Consider the following 16,072-nt stretch of genomic DNA (forward strand, 5'->3'; position numbering starts at 1 on the left):
CGTGTCCTTGCTCTGGTTCCGTATCCGGCCCGGGGGGACCGGAAGCGACGCGGCGGTGGCGCGGTCGGCGCCGCCGTTCCTGATCGAGGGGTGGGGACTAGGCCCCGATGCGCAGCACGGGCTTGATCGCTGCCCCGGTCCGCGTGTCCGTGACGGCCTCGTTGATCTCGTCGAAGCCGTAGTGCGTGAGGAGCCGGTCGAAGGGGAAGCGTCCGGCGCGGTAGAGGTCGATCAGCTGCGGGACGAACAGCTGGGGGATCGAGTCGCCCTGCGCGATGCCCCGGACGGTCCGGCCGCCGAGCAGCGCGTTCATGTTCACCGGGGCGTGGGCGCCCGCGGGCGCTCCGCCGATGAGCGCGGCGGTGCCCAGGGGGGCGAGCGCGTCGACCGCCAGGGTCAGCATCTCGGGGCGCGCGGTGATCTCCAGGACGTAGTCGGCGCCGCCGTCGGTGATCGCGGCGATCCGGGCGGCGGTGTCCTCGTCCTTGGCGTTGACGGTGTGCGTGGCGCCGAGTTCCCGTGCGAGGTCCAGGCGTTCCGGCACGATGTCCACCGCGATGATCGGTGCCGCTCCCGCGACGCGGGCGGCCATCACGGCGGCGAGGCCGACGGTTCCGGTTCCGATGACCACGACCGAGGCGCCGGCCGGCACGGCCAGGGAGTTCAGGACGGCGCCCGCCCCGGTCTGGAGCCCGCAGCCGAGCGGCGCGAGCAGGTCCAGCGGGATGTCGTCGGGCACCTTGACCACGTTGCGCTCGGTGGCCAGGGAGAGGGTGGCGAAGGAGGACTGGCCGAAGAAGTGGCCGTGCACCTCCTCGCCGCTCGCGTTCGGGCCGCGGTGCAGTGCGTTGGTGCCGTCGAGCCGGGAGCCGCCGAAGTTCGCGGGGAAGGAGACCGCGCAGTAGGCGGGGTTCCCGCTCAGGCACGGCGTGCACCGACCGCAGGACTGGTACGACATGACCACGTGGTCACCCGGTGCGACGGAGGTGACCCCGTCGCCCACCCGCTCCACGACGCCGGCGCCCTCGTGACCGAGTACGGCCGGGAGCGGCACGGGCAGTGCCTGGTCCCGTACGTGCACGTCGGTCTGGCAGACGCCGGTCGCCACGACCCTGACGAGGACCTCGTCGGGACGCAGGTCGGTGTCGAGTACGAGGTCCTCGAAGACGAAGGCTCCGCCCTGCTCCGTGACGACCGCCGCCCTGACGGGGGTGGTGGGGGAGTGCGGGGCGTCGGGTGCGTGCGGGGCGGGGCCGCCTGATGCTGCCGCCATGATCGATTCTCCCAACCGGATGCGCTCCCCGGGCGGGCCTTCGGCCACGGGCGGGGGCGGTGATCCACGGGCCGCCGAAGCGGCTGGAATGGGGGCCGGGGACAGTGCGGCAGCGGGCGGCTGTGCGTCTCTCGGTGCCGGAATCCGACCCCATGTAGTTCGTTGTGCAACGAAGAATAAGCACGTCTTTGGTCAAGGGTCAAGCGGGTCGTTCGGGCTCTGTCCGTCGCCCTTGGATCCATGGGAATACTTGCCTCCGGTTGAGCGCTGACCCCTTTACAGTTGGTTGCGTAACGAACTACTCTCCCGGCTGGCGGTGCTCGTGGACCTCCCGGGACACGCGTACCCGCGGCTCGGCCGACACATCGCGACGACCGGGCCCGCCGGCTCGTCCACTCCACCGTCTCTCCGCCTTCCGGGGCGCGCACCCCGGGCCACCGCGATCGGCGCCGAAGCGCCCCACGGCTCCCGAGTCCCCGGAGCAGCCGCCGAGGCACCGCCCTCGCTTGCACACCAGGAGTAACCAGATGACCACCCAGAACACCGCCCACGCCCGTAACCTGATCGACGGCGTCTGGACGGACTCCACCACCGTCGGTGAATCCCTCGACCCGGCCACCGGCGAGGTCCTCGGCACCTACGCGGACGGCGGCACCGACGAGGCGAAGGCCGCCGTCGACGCGGCCCGGCGCGCTTTCCGCACCGGCGACTGGGCCCGCGACCGGGACCTGCGCGCACGGGCCCTCTTCGAGATGTCCGACCGCATGGCCGAGCGCCGCGACGAACTCGTCGCCCTGCTCTCCCGGGAGAACGGGAAGATCCCCGCCGAAGCGGCGCTGGAGGTCGACCTCACCATTTCCAAGATCCGCTACTACGGGGCGCTGGCCCTGACGGAGTCGGGGCGCGCCGCGGAGGTCAAGCCCGGCCTGTACTCCATGACCCTGCGCCAGCCCGTCGGGGTAGCCGGCGTGATCGCCCCCTGGAACTCACCGGTCATCCTCTCCGTGCGCTCCTTCGCGCCGGCCCTCGCAGCGGGCGCTACCGTGGTGCTCAAGCTGCCGGCCCAGACCGCGTTGACGAACCACCTGCTGTACGAGATCGTCGCGGCCACCACGGCCCTGCCTCCCGGGGTGTTCAACGCGTTCACCGAGTCCGGCAGCGCCGGCGCCCGCCACCTCGTCGCGGACCCGGGCGTGGACGTGATCAGCTACACCGGCAGCACCCGGGTCGGGCGCGCCATCATGGCCGACGCCTCCGCCTCGCTGAAGGGCATGTCCCTGGAACTCGGCGGGAAGACCCCGATGATCGTCTTCGACGACGCCGACCTGGACGCCGCCGTGCCCGTCCTCACCAAGGCCATCACCACCTTCACCGGCCAGTTCTGCATGACCGGCAGTCGCATCCTGGTGCAGCGCGGCGTCGCGGACGCCCTGCGCAGCCGACTGTCGGCGGCACTGGAGGCCGTCCGGGTCGGGCCGGGCACCGACCCCGCCAGCGAGATGGGCCCGCTCGTCGACCTGGCCAATGCCGACCGCGTCGACCGGGTGGTCGCGGACGCCGCCGAGTACGCCGAGGTCCTGGTGCGGGGCGGCCGGATCACCGAGGGTCCGCTCGCCCGGGGCGCGTTCGTCCGACCCAGCCTCGTGGAGGTCCAGGACGTCGACCGGCCCATCGTCCAGCAGGAAGTGTTCGGTCCGGTCGCCACCTTCGAGGTCTTCGACGACGAGGCCGACGCGATCGCCCGCGCCAACGCCACCGAGTTCGGCCTCGCCGCCAGCGTCTGGAGCCGTGACGCGGACCGGCCGCTGCGGGTCGCCCGCGAACTGGAGGCGGGCACGGTGTGGTCCAACACCTGGGCCGTCATCGTCGACCAGATGGAGGAGGGCGGCTTCAAGCAGAGCGGAGTCGGCCGCCTCAACGGCGAACGGGCCCTGGAGGAGTTCCAGGAGATCAAACACATCGTGCACCCCGCTCCCCGCGCCGCCTGACCCGTGCGGGGCCCCCGCCGAGGGCACCGCACCCCGGCGCCGTCCCCGCCCCGCTCCGAAGGAGGCACGTCATGTCCACAGCACCCGCCGGGTCCGACCTCACCGCACAGCGGACCATGCGGGCCTTCCTCTCCGCCGCGCGCCTGCTGTCCGAGCAACTCGGCAGGGAACTGCGCCGCGAGAGTGACGTGTCCCAGATCCACTACGAGGTCCTCGCCTGGCTCTCGGACGCGCCCGGACACAGCCTCCCGATGACCGCTCTGGCGCGCCGCACCGGCGTCTCCACCAGCAGGCTCACCCACCTCGTGGACCGACTGGAACAACAGGGTCGGGTCGAGCGCCTCGCCAGCCCGGCCGACGGGCGCGTCCATCTGGCGCACCTCACCCCGGCCGGGCTACGGGCCCTGGAGGACGCCGCCCCCTGGCACGCGGCCTGTGCGCGCACCCGGCTGCTGGACCACCTCAGCGACGAACAGCTGCGACAACTACAAGCGATCAGCGAACAGTTGCAGCACCACCTCACGGCGCACGGCACGCCGCACGCCGACCACGAACGGGCCCCGGTGTGACCACCACGACCACGGACGTCCCCCGTGCCCCACCGGCCATCGCAACACCGTTGCTCCCCCCACCCCCTCCGAACCATCCGAGTCCCTGACGTTCCCGAAGGAATCCCATGCCCAAGCCCAAGATCGCCATCATCATCGGCGCCACCCGTCCCGGTCGGGTCGGCGGATCCGTCGCCGAGTGGGTGCACCAGATCGCCAGCACCCGTGACGACGCCGCCTTCGACCTCGTCGACCTCCGTGACGTCTCGTTGCCCTTCCTCGACGAAGCGCTGCCCCCGTCGCTCCAGCAGTACGAGAACGAGCACACCAAGCAGTGGGCGGCCACCGTCGACGGCTACGACGGGTACGTCTTCGTCACCCCCGAGTACAACCACTCCACCTCGGCCGTGCTGAAGAACGCCATCGACTTCCTCTACACCGAGTGGAACAACAAGGCCGCCGGATTCGTCGGCTACGGCAGCGCCGGCGGCTCCCGCGCCATCGAGCACCTGCGACACATCATGGCCGAGGTCCAGGTGGCCACCGTCCGCAACCAGGTGATGCTCTCCCTGTTCAACGACTTCGAGAACTTCACCACCCTGGCGCCGCAGCCCCTCCAGACTGACGCCGTCCACGCGATGCTGGACCAGGTGATCGCCTGGAGCTCCGCGCTCGCCCCGCTGCGGACCAAGGGGGAGTGAACCGGAGCACCCGAGGACGGGGCCGCCCGCACCGCGGCCCCGTTCATCCCTTCTCGCCGCCCGGCGGCGGCGAGCTGAGCTGTTCGTCCAACTCGTCGAAGACGAGGCCCTCGCGCCCCGCGTACCCCGTGCGGTAGGCGACCCGGGCGACCAGATGGGCGGCCACCGGCCCGGTCAGCAACTGGAAGAAGCCGACCAGCCCCAGCGTGCCGAGGTCGATGCCGCTGCGCAGCCGCAGCGCCACGCCCATCAGCACGAGCAACATCCCGAGCGACTGCGGGTTGGTCGCCGCATGGCTGCGGGAGAGTACGTCGGGCATCCGCACCATGCCGATGGCACCGAGCAGACTGACCGCGGCGCCGAGGAACAGCAACACCGCCCCCGTGGTATCGGCGAGTTGGGCCCATGAACTCATCGCCCCTCCTCCCCGGCCCGGGGCAGGTCCGGCGCCCGGTCCCGCACGGCGATGAACCGGGCGATCCCCACCGAACCGGTGAACCCCAGGAAGGCCAGCACCAGCATCACCGGGAAGTAGAAGGCGTCCCGGGTCAGCGCCGACCGCACCGCGATCCCCGCGATCATCAGCGCCGCGCACACATCGAGCGACATCGCCCGGTCCAGCATCGACGGCCCCCGCCACACCCGGTACAGCACCAGGGCCCCGGCGAGCAGGATCATCACCGCGGCGGCCACCAACAGGACCCGGTCGACCGTCTGCGCCGCGCTCACCGCGCACCCCTCAGCTGCGGAGGGGGCTGCCGCACCCGGGCGATCTCCGTCCGGTCGCCGAACGCCCGCACCACGAGTTCCTCCATGTGCCAGACGGCCCGGCGCGCCCGCTCCGGCGTGGCCGGGTCGTCCGCCTCCAGCACGTGCACGAACAGGGTGGCCTGCGAACGGTGCACCTCGACCACGGAGCCGTCGGGCACGTTGGAGACGGCCAGCGCCGTGGCGGTGAGCATGAGATCACTGCGGCAACGCAACGGGACGGCGAGGACGGCCGCCCGGAAGGGCCGGTTGTCGAGCATCTGGTGGGAGACCTTCAGACCGGCCGTGTACATCTCCCACAACAGCCGGACCGTCAGCCGGGCGATGCCCACCGGATGCAGCCGCAGCCCGACGTTGACCAACGGCAGCGGGAACACCAGGCACACCGTCACCGCCACCACCACCCCGGTGACGGCGTTGGCGAGGCTGAGCGTGCCCCACAACAGCATCCAGACCACGGTCAGCCAAGCGATCAACGGCAGGTCGAGCACCCGACGCCTGCGGCCCACCACCACACAGCTGTACGGGGGGAGTCCGGGTTCGCGGAACCGGAGCGAGATCACGGGGACGTCATCGGCCGAGCACCGCCTCGATGTAGGGGGAACGTTCCAGGAGTTCGGCCGCCGTCCGCTCGGTGAGGGTGGTGAACGGGTCACCCCACACCGTGTAGGCCAGCGACAGCAGCACCAGCGCCACGGTCGCCCAGGTCATGCTGCGCGGCAGCCGGTCGGTGGTGGTCGTGATCGCCCGGCCCGAGAGCGTCGCGGTCACCGCCTGCCCCGCGGGCGCCGGCCGGCGGGCCGCGTCGCTCTCCTCGGGGGAGTCGGCCCCGTCGTCGCCCGGGTCGGTCTCCTCCAACACCGTGCCCCGCGCCGGACGCCCCGGGGGAGCGGCCCGCCAGAAGGCGAGGTTCCACACCTTCGCCATCACGTACAGGGTCAGCAGACTGGTCAGGGAGGCGGCGGCCACCAGCGCGTACGCGAGGACCCCGGCGTCCGCCACGCCCGCCCGCAACAGTTGCAGCTTGCCGATGAACCCGGACATCGGCGGAATCCCCGCGAGGTTCAGCGCGGGCAGCAGGAACAGCGCGGCCAGCGCGGGCGCGGCCCGGGCCAGACCGCCGACCCGGGTGAGCTCCGTGGTGCCCGTACGTCGCTCGATCAACCCGGCCACCAGGAACAACGCCGTCTGCACGGTGATGTGGTGGACGACGTACACGATCGCCCCGCCGAGCCCCGCCCGGGTGCCGACCCCGATACCGAAGATCATGTAGCCGATGTGACTGATCAGGACGAAGGACAGCACCCGTTTCAGATCGGTCTGGGCGACCGCGCCGAGCACCCCGATCACCAACGAGGCGAGCGCCGCCACCAACAGCAGGTCACCGAGCCGGTTGCCGGGGAACAACAGCGTCTCCACCCGCAGCACGCAGTACACCCCGACCTTGGTCAGCAACCCCGCGAACACCGCGGTGACCGGGGCCGGAGTGGTCGGGTACGAGTCGGGCAGCCACGCGGCGAGCGGGAACACGGCCGCCTTCACGGCGAACACGGTCAGCAGCGTCGCCTCCAGCAGGGTCCGCACCCCGAGCGGCAGTTCGGCCAGACGCACCGCCAACTGCCCCAGATTGACGGTGCCCGCCGCCGCATAGGTCAACGCCACCGCGGTGAAGAACACCATCGAGGAGACCAACGACACCAGGACGTAGGTCGCCCCCGCCCGCAGCCGCGCCGCCGTACCACCGAGGGTCAACAGGACGAAGCTCGCCACCAGCATGATCTCGAACCCGACGTACAGATTGACCAGGTCACCCGCGAGGAACGTGCAGGACACTCCGGCCACCAGCACCATGTACGCCGGGTGGTAGACGGCCAACGGGGACTGGTCCTCGCGGTCCGCCATGCCCTGCCCGATGGAGTACACCAGGACGCACAGCGTCACCGCCGCCGAGACCGTCAGCATCAGCGCCGACAGCCGGTCCGCGACCAGACTGATGCCGACCGGCGGAGCGAAGTCCCCCAGGTGCATCACCAGCGGACCGTCCCGGTCGGCCGCGACCAGCATCGCCAGCGACAGCGCCAGCACCGCCGTCAGCACGACGACGCCGACCACCCGCTGGGCACGCGGGAACCGGGTGCCGAGGGCCAGTTCGAAGCCGGCGGCGAACAGCGGCAACAACACGGGCAGCGCAACCAACGCGTTCACGGGGCGACCTCCTCGGGGTCCTCGCCGAGGATGTCGTTCCACAGGTCACCCGAAGCGTCCCGGGCCCGGGCCTGGAGCGCCCGGTCCTCCCGCAGCACGCCCCGCAGCCGCCGGCGCTCCGAGCGGTACGCGTCCCGGTCGCCCTCCGGCCCCCGCCCCCGCGGTCCGTGCCGCTCCCGCAGCGCGGACCGCTGCTCCTGCACCTCGGCGCGCAGGGCGACCCGGCGGTCTTCGATGTCGTCCATGACCTCGTCGGTCCCGTTGACCCGTTGACTGCGGTACGCCATCGCCAGCAGGAACGCGGTGGTGGCGAGCGTGATGACGATGGCCGTGAGCGCGATCGCCTGCGGCAGGGGATCGCTGACCCGCGCCGGGTCCACCCGTGGGTACAGCAGCGGCGCCGCACCCGCCGCACCGCTGGCGGTCAGCATCAGGACGTTGATCCCGTTGCTCAGGATCACCGCGCCCGTCAGGATGCGGGTCAGGGCCCGCATCAGCAGCAGGACGCCGCCGACCGCGCACAACAGTGCGCCGGTCACCAACAGGGTCAGACTGACCGTCACGGCCCGGCCCCCTTCGCCACCTCGTGCGCCGCCCGTTCGATCTGTTGGTCGACCCGGGCCCCCAGCGCCCGCACGATGTCCAACACGACCCCGAGGACCAGCAGGTACACCCCCGTGTCGAAGAACACCGGCGTGCCGAGGTGGAAGTGGCCCAGGACGGGCAGGTGCCCGTCGTAGGAGAAGGGGTGGAGCACGGCGCCGTCGAGCAGCCCGATGACGGCGACCGAGGTGGACAGCAGCAGACCCAGGCCCGTCAGCAGCCCCGGATGGCCCGGCGCGGCGTCGGCGAGTTCATGACGTCCCCCCGCCAGGTAGCGCGCCATCATCGCGAGCCCCGCCACCAGCCCGGCGACGAACCCGCCGCCCGGCAGGTTCTCCGCGCACAGCAACAGGTAGACGGAGAGCACGAGGATGGGGTGGAAGACCAGCCGGGCCACCACCTCGAAGACCACGGACCGGTACTCGGGGGCCAGGGTGCGCCCGGCGGCCAGCCAGGTCCGCTCGGGTGCGGTGTCCTCCGCCACCGGTCCACGGGTGACGAAGTGGGAACCGTACGACCACGCGGTCGGCCCGGCGGGCGAGGTGGGTGCGAGGGGTTCCGGTGCCGTGCCGGGCACCGCCAGGGCTTCTGCGGCCTCCGCGGTGCCGGCCCTGCGGTGCAGGTAGATCAGGCTCGTCACGCCCACCGCGGCGACCGCGAGCACCGCCGACTCGCCCAGGGTGTCCCAGGCCCGGAACTCGACCAGCACCGTCGCCACCACGTCCTTCACGCCGAGCCCGGCGGTGGCGGTGACCAGCGCCGCACCGTCGGGCGGGGCGATCCGTGCCGCGGCCACCACCCACAGCGCGGTCGCCACGACCGCCGCGGCGACCAGCGCCAGCGGCACCCGCATCAGCAGCCGCCGCCGGCTGATCGTCTCCTGGAAGTAGATCGGCATCCGACGCAGCACGAGCACGAACACCAGCAGGGAGACGGTCTCCACGCAGAGTTGGGTGAGGGCCAGGTCCGGGGCGCCGTGCACCACGAACAGCAGCGCGGTCCCGTATCCCGTCAGGCCCGCCAGCACCACGACCTTCATCCGGCGCTGCACCGGGAGACACAACAGGGCCGCCGTGCAGGTCAGCAGGGCGATCGCCCCCTGGACGCCGGAGTCCCACAGCCGGGGCGGCGACGCCCCGACCCAGGGTTCGTCCACGACGAGCACGGCGAGTTGACCTCCGAGCAGCACGCTCAGCACGGTCGCCAGGTAGACCGAGACGGACCCGCGTTGGAAGAAGCCGGTGACCTGGAGGGCGAGCCGTTCCAGGCCGAGCAGCCCGAGGCCGAACACCCGGTCGGCGGTGGGCCAGGCGATCCGTCGGGACAGCCGGGTGACCGGTTCGCGCATCAGGAACAGCACGAGGCCCCCCGCCCAGGCCACGGCCGACAGCAGCAGTGCCGTGCCCGGACCGTGCCACAACGCCAGCACGTAGGGATGCGCGGGCTCGGGGAAGGCCGACGCGTACGCGCCCAGCAGCCCGTTCCACCAGGACACCCCGGGCCCGAAGACCAGACAGAGCAGGGCGAGCAACGCCGGGGGAGCGAGGAACGCCGCGCCCACCGGACGGACGGGAGTGTCGGCAAGCCCCGGTTTGCGGGCGAACGCACCCCACAGGAAGCGCAGGGTGTAGGCACAGGTCAGCGCGGAACCCGCGGTCGCCGCAGCGAGCGCCCAGCGGTCGGCCGTGCCGCCGTGCAGCAGCGCCTCGAAGGCCGCCTCCTTCGCGGCGAAGCCGAGGAACGGCGGCAGCGCCGCCATCGACGCGCCCGCGACCACCGCCGTCCCCGCCACCCAGGGCAGCGCCCGGCCCACTCCGGACAGACGCCGTAGGTCGCGGGTGCCGGTCGCGCGGTCGACGATGCCGGTGACGAGGAACAGCGGCGCCTTGAACAGCGCGTGCGCCAGGACGAGCACCGCGGCGGCCAGCGCGGCGTCCCGGTTGCCGGCACCGGCGAGCACGGTGAGGAAGCCGAGTTGGCTGACCGTTCCGTACGCCAGGACCAGTTTCAGGTCGCCGAGGCGCAGCGCCCGCCACCCGCCCAGCAGCATCGTCACCGAGCCGAGCACCAGCAGCATCGGCCGCCAGGGCGGGGCGTCGGCGAACGCGGGCGCCAGCCGCGCCACCAGGTACACGCCCGCCTTCACCATCGCCGCGGCGTGCAGGTACGCACTGACGGGCGTCGGCGCCGCCATCGCGTTCGGCAACCACACGCTGAACGGCCAGATCGCCGACTTCGACAGCGCCCCCAGCAGTACCAGGACCACTGCCACGGACAGGGTGGTGGAGGCGGCGGGCGGGTCCGCCAGCAGTTCCGAGATCCGGTAGGTGCCGGCTTCCTGACCGATCATCAGGAAGCCGACCAGCATCGCCAGCCCGCCGAGCGTGGTCACCGTGAGCGCCTGGAGGGCGGACCGGCGGTTCTGCTTGCGTTCGCTGCCGTGGCCGATCAGCAGGTAGGAGAAGACGGTGGTCAGCTCCCAGAAGACGTACAGCACGACCAGGTCGTCCGCGAGGACCAGTCCGAGCATCGCACCGGCGAAGGCCAGCAGGTTGCCCGCGAACCGGCCGAGCAGGGGGGTCCGGTCGTCGAAGTAGCGCACGCAGTACAGCAGCACCAGCGCCCCCACCCCGGCGGCGAGCAGCACCATCAGCAGGGCCAGCGCGTCCAACCGCAGGGCGATCCACACCTCGTACGCCGGGAGCCACGCCACCGACCAGGACACCGCACCGCCGCGCGCGGCCGTGCCCCACTGCGTCGCGGCCCAGACCACGGTGACGACGGGGGGGACCGCCAGCACCAGGAAGGCCCGTGTCCCGAGCCGTCCGACGAGCGGGCCGGCGCACGCGGCGAGGAGGAAGTGGGCGAGGATCAGCGCCGCCATACGGCCCCGGGAGCCGAAGGACCGCGCCGGGCGACGCGAGGGACATCACTCATGAAACATAGCTATAAGCCGCGGGCCCTTTTGGCGTTCCGGCACGCCGGAACACCCGGGAGCCCCGCCGAGGTGCCCTCCTGTGGCCCAGTGCACGGGCGGGCGGCTTCCTCGGGGACCGGTTCCCTCGCCCCGTCCGCGGTCAGTAACAGGCGAACAGGTCGTACACCGGCCAGTAGCTCCACCCCGACACGGTTTCGGCGATGTCCTCCAGCATCTCCACGAACTCGGTGGCGGAGCAGTCCTCGCCCGGGCGGCTGTTGCCGAGCGCGGCGAGGGCGAGCCCGTCGTCGCGGATCAGCAGATGGGCCAGGGTGCCCACCATGAGGCCGCGGTGTCCCCAGGTCCGTAGCCGGCGCAGCCGCGGCGGGTAGGGGCCCGGGATCAGTTCGTAGGTGGTGCGGATCTCCCAGGCGAGCCCGCGCGAGGCGTCGGCGGCGGACGGGGTGGTCATGGTGTGCAGTCCGGTCGGGGTCAACAGGTCGGCGACCGTGGACAACCCGTCGGTGCGCACCGCGAACCGCAGGAGGTCGACCACCGAGGCCACCCAACCGCCGTGCGCGTCCATCCGGCTGACGTTGAGTGCGTAGGGCTTGTTCGGGACGATGCGGTGACAGGGGTCGGAGGTCCCGGTGCCGTTCGGGTAGTACCGCACCTCGCCGGGGGCCCGGCCGAGGCGTTCGTTCGCCGCGATGCGCATGTCGGCGATGCCGCACGGGTCGAGCACGGCGGCCCGGACGTAGGTCGCGTAGGGGTGTCCGCTGATCGTCTCGATGACGCGGCCCAGGACGCAGTACCCGAAGTTGGAGTAGTGCGCGGTGGTTCCGGGCTCGGCGGCCGGCGCCCGGTGGGCCAGCACCCAGGTGATGAGCTCGTCCTGGTCCATGCTGAGCTGCGGTCCGGCCGGATCGTTCACGAACATCACGTCGTCGTCGCCGCCGAGGTCCCACCCGCTGGTGTGCTCCAGCAGGTGGCGGACGGTGATCTTGCGCAACCTCCCCGCGTCGGGCGCCGCGACGGGGATCGGGAACCGGGCGTCGAGGACGCCGTCGGCACCGAACACCCGGTCGTCCAGATGGAGTCGGTCGTTCGCGACGAGAGTCATCACGGCGACGGCGGTGATCGGCTTGGAGATGCTGGCGATGCGGTACAGGTGCTCGGGCTGCGCCGAGACGGGGAGCCGGAGCGGCCCCGCCGGCCCGTGCGACAGCGCCTGGTCCGCCCATCCGTACCCCTTGGCGAGGAAGAGCCGTTCGCCCCGGGCGATGCCCAGGGAGATGCCGGGGACGTGGCGGCGCCGCATGTAGTCCAGGACCCGGCGGTCGATCTCCGCCTCGGCCTCGCGGTGTCGGGACATGACCACCGACTGCCGGGACCGGTTCCACCAGCACGAGAAGGTCCCGGTGTACTCCTTGGTCGCCCCCCACTTCACGCGGTCCTTGGTCGGGCTCACCCTGCGAGCGTCGCACGTCCGCTGCGCGCCTGCCATTCGTGGCCGGGCGCCACCGTCGGGTCAGGAGGGCCCGGTGGGGAGGCCGCGCGTGCCGTGCAGGACGAACCAGACGGCGCGCGCGGCCACCGCGCCGGTGTTCCGGAAGACGTGCGGCACGGTGGAGTCGAAGGCCACCGAGTCGCCCGCGCCGAGCAGGTACTCCTCCTCGCCGACCCGGACGGTCAGTTCCCCCTCGGTCACCACGCCGTACTCGTAGCCCTCGTGGCCCGCCGGGTGGTCGTCGGCGTCCGACGACCCGCCGGGTTGGTACACGATCTCCAGGAAGTCCACCAGGGTCTGCGAGGTCGTGGTCAGACGCTCCCAGCGGACGCCCCCGCCGAAGTCGACGGCCTGCCGGTCGGCGGCCCGTTGCACCTGGACCCGGTAGGAGGGCGGGAGCGTGCGCAACGAGCGGAACCCGTCGTGCGACGGGGCGCCCGCGGCGGGGGTCGGACCGGTGGCGTCCGGTGAACCCGGGGGCAGGGACCGGCCGTTGCCGGCCGACGGTCCGGAGTCGGGCTCCCGCCGCAGCAGGAAGTCGGTGGACACGTCGAGTGCGTCGGCCAGGTTGTAGAGGACACCCACCGAGGGGGCCGACTTGCCGAGTTCGATCTGGGAGAGCAGGCTCGCCGAACAGCCGATCTTCCGGGCGAGTCCGCGCACCGACTCGCCGCGCGCCTGCCGCGCCGACCTGAGCCGTCCGCCGAGCGCCGCGGTGCCGGACGGAGAGGGCGGCGGGGGCAGCGGGGGCGTCGAGTGAGTCACGCCCGTCAGTCTAGACCGCACACCTGGTGTGTATAGAGAGACTGTACGAATGACTCGCCCCCTGGAGGGATGCCCTGATCGGTGCTCCGCGGCGACGGGATGCGTGCAGTGACGCTTGACAGTCCGGAGAGGTGGTTCCTACGCTCGCCGCACGTGAGGCGCACCACAGCCCAGCCTCCGTGACGGCACGCACCAGGGCAGCACAGGGGCTCGGGCAGCACAGAGGAGAACGTGGTGAAGCGCACCCTCATCCAGAACGCCAGCGTGATCAGCGTCGACCCGAACATCGGGAACCTCGACCGGGCGGACCTGCTCATCGAAGGCACCAAGATCGCCGCGGTCGGTCCCGGTCTCCTCGCCGACGGCGCCGAGATCGTGGACGGCAGCGGGACCATCGTGATGCCGGGCATGATCGACACCCACCGCCACCTCTGGCAGACCGTCCTGCGCAACATCGCCGCGGACTGGACGCTCAGCCAGTACTTCGCCGGCGTCCGGGTGCAACTCGGCGGACACTTCCGTGCCCAGGACGTCTACGCCGGGAACCTGGCCGGAGCCTACGAAGCGCTGAACGCCGGGGTCACGACCGTTCTCGACTGGTCGCACAACATGAACACCCCCGAACACGCGGACGCCGCCGTGGCCGCGCTCAAGGAGACCCACGGCCGGTTCGTCATGTGCTACGGGAACGCCAACGACGAATGGCTCCCGGTCAGCGACAAACCGACGAACGCCGCCGACGCCCGACGGGTGCGCTCCGCACACTTCTCCTCGGACGAACAACTCGTCCAGATGGGCATGGCGCTGCGCGGGCCCCAGTACGCCACCCGGGACGTCACCCGTGACGACTGGGCGCTCGCCCGGGAGCTGGACGTCCTCATCTCGGTGCACGTGGGCGACGGCGCCTGGGGACGGGACCGCCCGGTGGCCTGGCTCGCCGACAACGGGCTGCTGGGCCCCGACGTCGTCTGTGCGCACTGCAACTCGCTGGCGGACGACGAGTTCCAGATCATGGCCGACGCGGGCTGTTCGGCGGCGATGACCCCCGAGATCGAGATGCAGATGGGCCACGGCTGGCCCGCCACCCGACGCCTCCTCGACGCGGGACTCGCCCCCACCCTGGGCATCGACATCGCCACCTGCAACAGCGGGCACCTCTTCCAGGTGATGCGCACGGTGCTCCTCGTGGAACGCGCCTTCGCGCACGCCGGGGCCGCACGACGCGGGGAGGTGCTGGAGGAGCAGCTTCCGCTGAACACGCGGGACGTCATCGAGTTCGCGACCATCAACGGCGCGAAGGCGCTGCGGCTCGACCACCGGATCGGATCGCTCACCCCGGGCAAGGACGCCGACGTCGTGCTGCTGCGCGCCGACGGCATCGAGATGGCGCCGATGAACAGCGCCGCCGGTGCCGTCGTCCTGGCCGGACACCCGGGACTGGTCGACTCGGTGTGGGTCGCCGGACGACGGGTGAAGGCCGGGGGGAAACTGGTCGGAGTCGACGAGAGCAGGGTCGTCGGTCTGGTCGACGGCGCCCGGGACCACGTACTGTCCCGGGCCGGCGTCGAACCGGGCGGACGCTTCCATCCCCCTCGGTACTGACCCGGGCGGCCCCGGCCGGGCGTCACCCCGGCCCGGGCCGCGACAACCTCACCCCTGCGTCGGGGGCGTCCGGCCGGCGACGGTCACCTCGCACCGCCCGGCCGTGCACGACCGCCGCAGCCGTCCCCGTGAGACTGTCTGCACGAGGCCGACCGTCCAGCACATCGGGCAGCCGCGCAGGGCCAGCAGACCGACCGGGGCGAGCAGCAGGCTCCACGCCCCCGTGACGGGTAGCAGGAGCACCGAAGCCGCCAGCGCACCGAATCCGACCAGGCCCCGGAGCAGGTGCACCGGAACGGACCGGCTCGCGAACGTGGGGGCGCCCGTCACGACGGGTCCCCCGGAACCGGACCCGCCGCGGCGAGGTGCTCCCGCAGGGTGCTGCGCGCCCGGTGCAGCCGGGACTTCATCGCGGCGGTCGACAGGCCCAGCGCCTCGGCGGTCCGCCGCCCGCTGTGCCCCTGGATGTCGCGCATGATCAGTACCCGGCGCTGCTCGGCGGGGAGCGCGAGGATCGCGTCCACCACCCACTGGGCCTCCAACCGCTCCAACACCTGTTCCTCCGCGGAGGGCAGGCCCGGGTCGGGGGCGGGGGCGTCCGCCCTTCGGACCCGCGCCCGGACCCGGCGCAGGCACTCGTTGCGGACGACCCGGAACATCCAGGACGCCAGTGCGCCGGAGGCCCGGAGCATGCCGATCCTCCGGTAGAGGACGATCAGGGCCTCCTGCGCCGCGTCCTCCGCGTCCTCCGGCGACGCGCACAGCGAGTGGGCGAAGCGCCGTACGTGCGGATGGGAGCCGGTGACCAGCTCGGCCGTGGCCCCGGCGTCCCCGCGCTGCGCGGCCAGGACCAGCCCTTCACCGGGCCAGCTGCGGTCAGCCACGGGATCGCCCCCGCCGACGCAGGGCGTACACCGTGCACAGACAGACGAGCACGGCAGCGGTGACGATCGCACCGACGAGCATGGTTACCTCCAGGTGGGGTGTGCCCACCGGGTGGTCGGCACACCCATGAGAGCCACCGGACCCGCGAAAGGATTCACCCCGGCACCGCGTTCCGTCCCCGACGGTACGCGCCGCGGCCCGCGACCGGTTGCGCCCGTGCGGGGCGCGCCCCGGCGCGGGGCGCGGCGGGGGGGCGCCCGGGCAGGCGCAGGGGGCCACGGCACGCGGCGGGGAGGGGGGGTGGGAC

At 72.2% G+C, this 16,072-nt stretch carries 15 protein-coding genes; 4 read left to right on the forward strand and 11 right to left on the reverse strand.

Annotated features, from left to right (window positions below; all coding sequences use genetic code 11):
- Positions 1-97 precede the first annotated feature (97 nt).
- The gene (locus ACFWIA_RS32380; RefSeq protein ID WP_387010827.1) at positions 98-1,273 is read right to left on the reverse strand and encodes an NAD(P)-dependent alcohol dehydrogenase; all 1,176 of its coding nucleotides are present in this window, start codon (positions 1,271-1,273) and stop codon (positions 98-100) included.
- Positions 1,274-1,800: 527 nt separating this feature from the next.
- Between ACFWIA_RS32380 and ACFWIA_RS32385 the strand changes: the two genes are divergently transcribed.
- From ACFWIA_RS32385 to ACFWIA_RS32395, 3 genes are all read left to right on the forward strand, one after another.
- On the forward strand, positions 1,801-3,261 hold the full coding sequence (locus ACFWIA_RS32385; RefSeq protein ID WP_387010828.1) for an aldehyde dehydrogenase family protein: 1,461 nt from the start codon (positions 1,801-1,803) through the stop codon (positions 3,259-3,261).
- Positions 3,262-3,332: 71 nt separating this feature from the next.
- A complete protein-coding gene (locus tag ACFWIA_RS32390; protein ID WP_387010829.1) occupies positions 3,333-3,830 on the forward strand; it encodes a MarR family winged helix-turn-helix transcriptional regulator in 498 nt (165 codons plus the stop codon).
- A 107-nt stretch (positions 3,831-3,937) separates the two neighbouring features.
- Complete coding sequence (locus ACFWIA_RS32395; RefSeq protein ID WP_387010830.1) at positions 3,938-4,510, forward strand: NADPH-dependent FMN reductase; 573 nt, start codon at positions 3,938-3,940, stop codon at positions 4,508-4,510.
- Positions 4,511-4,553: 43 nt separating this feature from the next.
- Here ACFWIA_RS32395 and mnhG read toward each other — a convergent pair whose 3' ends face one another.
- From mnhG to ACFWIA_RS32435, 8 genes are all read right to left on the reverse strand, one after another.
- Entirely contained in the window at positions 4,554-4,925 is a 372-nt protein-coding gene (gene mnhG, locus ACFWIA_RS32400; protein WP_387010831.1) for a monovalent cation/H(+) antiporter subunit G, read from the reverse strand.
- Positions 4,922-5,239 carry a monovalent cation/H+ antiporter complex subunit F gene (locus ACFWIA_RS32405; RefSeq protein WP_385493809.1) on the reverse strand — a complete coding sequence of 106 codons (318 nt, stop codon included), beginning with the start codon at positions 5,237-5,239 and terminating at the stop codon, positions 4,922-4,924. The genes mnhG and ACFWIA_RS32405 overlap by 4 nt, the downstream gene beginning before the upstream one ends.
- The gene (locus tag ACFWIA_RS32410) at positions 5,236-5,841 is read right to left on the reverse strand and encodes a Na+/H+ antiporter subunit E (protein WP_387010832.1); all 606 of its coding nucleotides are present in this window, start codon (positions 5,839-5,841) and stop codon (positions 5,236-5,238) included. The genes ACFWIA_RS32405 and ACFWIA_RS32410 overlap by 4 nt, the downstream gene beginning before the upstream one ends.
- Before the next feature lie 7 nt (positions 5,842-5,848).
- Positions 5,849-7,483: a Na+/H+ antiporter subunit D gene (locus ACFWIA_RS32415; protein WP_387010833.1), complete on the reverse strand. Its 1,635-nt coding sequence runs from the start codon at positions 7,481-7,483 to the stop codon at positions 5,849-5,851.
- Positions 7,480-8,046: a Na(+)/H(+) antiporter subunit C gene (locus ACFWIA_RS32420; protein ID WP_387010834.1), complete on the reverse strand. Its 567-nt coding sequence runs from the start codon at positions 8,044-8,046 to the stop codon at positions 7,480-7,482. The genes ACFWIA_RS32415 and ACFWIA_RS32420 overlap by 4 nt, the downstream gene beginning before the upstream one ends.
- Positions 8,043-10,970, reverse strand: coding sequence for a Na+/H+ antiporter subunit A (locus tag ACFWIA_RS32425; RefSeq protein WP_387010835.1), 2,928 nt, complete (start codon positions 10,968-10,970; stop codon positions 8,043-8,045). Before ACFWIA_RS32425 ends, ACFWIA_RS32420 begins: the two co-directional genes overlap by 4 nt.
- Before the next feature lie 193 nt (positions 10,971-11,163).
- Positions 11,164-12,474 carry a serine hydrolase domain-containing protein gene (locus ACFWIA_RS32430; protein ID WP_387010836.1) on the reverse strand — a complete coding sequence of 437 codons (1,311 nt, stop codon included), beginning with the start codon at positions 12,472-12,474 and terminating at the stop codon, positions 11,164-11,166.
- Between the two features lie 60 nt (positions 12,475-12,534).
- Positions 12,535-13,278, reverse strand: a complete 744-nt coding sequence (locus ACFWIA_RS32435; RefSeq protein WP_387010837.1) for a helix-turn-helix domain-containing protein — start codon at positions 13,276-13,278, stop codon at positions 12,535-12,537.
- A 234-nt stretch (positions 13,279-13,512) separates the two neighbouring features.
- Between ACFWIA_RS32435 and ACFWIA_RS32440 the strand changes: the two genes are divergently transcribed.
- The gene (locus tag ACFWIA_RS32440; protein ID WP_387010838.1) at positions 13,513-14,880 is read left to right on the forward strand and encodes an amidohydrolase family protein; all 1,368 of its coding nucleotides are present in this window, start codon (positions 13,513-13,515) and stop codon (positions 14,878-14,880) included.
- Positions 14,881-14,928: 48 nt separating this feature from the next.
- On the opposite strand, the gene ACFWIA_RS32445 is transcribed toward ACFWIA_RS32440, so the two are convergent.
- Entirely contained in the window at positions 14,929-15,210 is a 282-nt protein-coding gene (locus ACFWIA_RS32445; RefSeq protein WP_387010839.1) for a hypothetical protein, read from the reverse strand.
- The gene (locus ACFWIA_RS32450; RefSeq protein WP_387010840.1) at positions 15,207-15,764 is read right to left on the reverse strand and encodes an RNA polymerase sigma factor; all 558 of its coding nucleotides are present in this window, start codon (positions 15,762-15,764) and stop codon (positions 15,207-15,209) included. The genes ACFWIA_RS32445 and ACFWIA_RS32450 overlap by 4 nt, the downstream gene beginning before the upstream one ends.
- Positions 15,765-16,072 lie beyond the last annotated feature (308 nt).

It is taken from the genome of Streptomyces sp. NPDC127068 (genome assembly GCF_042724695.1).
In the GTDB taxonomy this organism is placed as follows: domain Bacteria; phylum Actinomycetota; class Actinomycetes; order Streptomycetales; family Streptomycetaceae; genus Streptomyces.